This window comes from Bacillota bacterium (genome assembly GCA_040754675.1).
Taxonomy (GTDB): domain Bacteria; phylum Bacillota; class Limnochordia; order Limnochordales; family Geochordaceae; genus Geochorda.
This window is the reverse complement of the sequence record JBFMCJ010000683.1, coordinates 1-2,002: the sequence shown is the minus strand read 5'-3', so window position 1 is coordinate 2,002 and position 2,002 is coordinate 1. Positions and strand designations below refer to the sequence as shown.

Genomic DNA, 2,002 nt, shown 5'->3' with positions numbered 1-2,002 from the left:
TGTCGAAGTTGCGTATGAAGATCGCAGCGACCTTGCTGATTTCCAGCTCGTACGCGCCGAGGGTGGCGCGCCTGCGCTCGTAGGTCCGCTCTCTAACGGCCGGTGGATCGGAAACCTCATGGTGGGGCAACCCTGCTGCATCCGGGTTCATGGGTGCAGCGGAAGGCTTTTGTGATTCGGCCACGACCCGGTCTGACCCCGGGTGGTACGCCCCGGCTTGTGTCGGGAGTGCCCGAGGACCCCGCCCGGTCCCGGCGAAAGGGGGGATCCAGTGGGGAAAGGCCCGAGCGAAGACGCGCTGCTGCGCGAAATCGAGGAGTTGCGGCAGGAACTCTACAGACTGAAAACGAGTAAGGCGGAACCGGAGGTAGTACAGGAGGTCAGCGCCAGGCTCGATTCCCTCCTGGTCGAGCTTATGAAGAGGAGGCGTGCGGCGCGGAGGCAAGAGTGAGGCAAAGGGACCGGGCGGGGAGCCTTGGGAGCCGCACAGTTCAGCATGGTGCCCGGTGTTGGCTTTCAGCCCGGGGTGAGCATCGCTCGGGGTCAGGAATGCTCCGGTCTGGCTAGGGCTGCTTGGCCACCAGGTCTGTCTTCCGGCTCGGGACCGGGCAGGCGATACCCTCGCTTCCGACAAGAGTCGGAAGTGCTATCGTAGCGTTGGCGGGGGCACAGCGCGACAAGACGAGTCCCGACACGCCCACGCGCCGGTGCCGCCGACGGGTTTCAGGCGTAGGATGAGAGGGGAAGGATGGTGACACTCCGATGTGGGGTCGCGATGGCCCGGTCCCGGGCACGGGCAGCCTCCGCAAGGTACCGAACGTGGCAGGAGCCGGGCTCGGACGCAAGGAAGTCGGCGGCCAGGTAACAGGAAAACCAAGCATTGTTGTCCTTGTAACCAGGAAAGTCCCACGCCACGCCCTGCCTGCCCGCCACCTGATCCCCCGTCGCCTCGGCGGGGCAATCACCGACGTAGTGGAGGTGGGCGAACTCCGCCTGCTTGCGGAATAACGCGGAAGACCCCGGGTTTCGGGGAAAACTCCGCAGCTGGCTCCTGCACGGGCCGGAAGGTCGGGGCGTCATGGCTGCCGGCGGGAGCGGGCTGAATGCAAAGGCGCGTCGCCATGCCACGGGAGGCCGGTGAAGAAATCCTGGCAGCCCCCACTGCCCCTGTTTTTCCAATACGTCGCCTGAAGGAGGGGTTCATGACGGATTCCGCCCTCCCGCGGCCCTCTTAGGCGGGTCAGTTCCCGGCCACTCAGGACGGTCGTGACCAGCTCCTTAGGCTGGCCGGTGTAGGCTCCACGTGCGTCGAATACGGTGGCCCTCCCCTGGAGCACCCGAGCTCGCGTGGCGGGTGGGGGGCTCGATCATCATCCTGGCAGTTTTCACGATCGCCGTCCTGGCTGTGCGGTGGCTGTGAGCCGGTGAGCGCGCCGGCCAATTGGGCCGACCCGATCGCGGGTCGGCGCAATTTCCGTCGGGGGCTGTGCGGGCCGACATACTCTGTCTGTGGGCCACGGCGGCGTGGCGAGGATTTGGTCGGCAAGTAGGTTGGTCCATGTGAGCCGGACCAGATCAGGAGGAGCAGCGGTGGTGCCCGCGGAAAGCAAGAGAAGCTGTACGCCACGGCTGGCAGGGCGGCAAGCGGAGCCGCGGGGTGCACATTACGCTGTAATCCATTTGATGATGCACATGACCCGGTGTTCCCAACTGCAGGGCCGTGACCGGCGCGATCCGTTCTGGTAGTTTTGCGTGACCTGGGGACCGCCGCGGGCGGGTCTGGGATACATTCCGTGGTATTCTCGGAATGCTCTTGTTTAAGCGTGCGCCGTGTTCGGTGGAGCGAGCGCCTGGTATCAGGGGAGCCAGAGCGTACAACCTGGACGGGGTGGCCTTCCCGGGGCCGAAGGCGAGGAGCCCGACCGGAACTCCTGGGCGGTGCCCGCAGGTTGACGCTGCGAAGCAGGAGAGCCGCAGGCCGCGGTGGGTGACCGCTGGGCAG

At 66.0% G+C, this 2,002-nt stretch carries 3 protein-coding genes; 1 reads left to right on the top strand and 2 read right to left on the bottom strand.

Annotation, left to right across the window (positions count from 1 at the left end):
- Nucleotides 1–271: 271 nt before the first annotated feature.
- A complete protein-coding gene (locus AB1609_22490) occupies nucleotides 272–451 on the top strand; it encodes an aspartyl-phosphate phosphatase Spo0E family protein (GenBank protein ID MEW6049203.1) in 180 nt (59 codons plus the stop codon).
- A gap of 272 nt (nucleotides 452–723) precedes the next feature.
- On the opposite strand, the gene AB1609_22485 is transcribed toward AB1609_22490, so the two are convergent.
- Together AB1609_22485 and AB1609_22480 are read right to left on the bottom strand one after the other, a co-directional pair.
- Nucleotides 724–933: a hypothetical protein gene (locus AB1609_22485; protein MEW6049202.1), complete on the bottom strand. Its 210-nt coding sequence runs from the start codon at nucleotides 931–933 to the stop codon at nucleotides 724–726.
- A gap of 143 nt (nucleotides 934–1,076) precedes the next feature.
- Nucleotides 1,077–1,337: a DUF2179 domain-containing protein gene (locus AB1609_22480; protein ID MEW6049201.1), complete on the bottom strand. Its 261-nt coding sequence runs from the start codon at nucleotides 1,335–1,337 to the stop codon at nucleotides 1,077–1,079.
- Nucleotides 1,338–2,002: the final 665 nt, after the last annotated feature.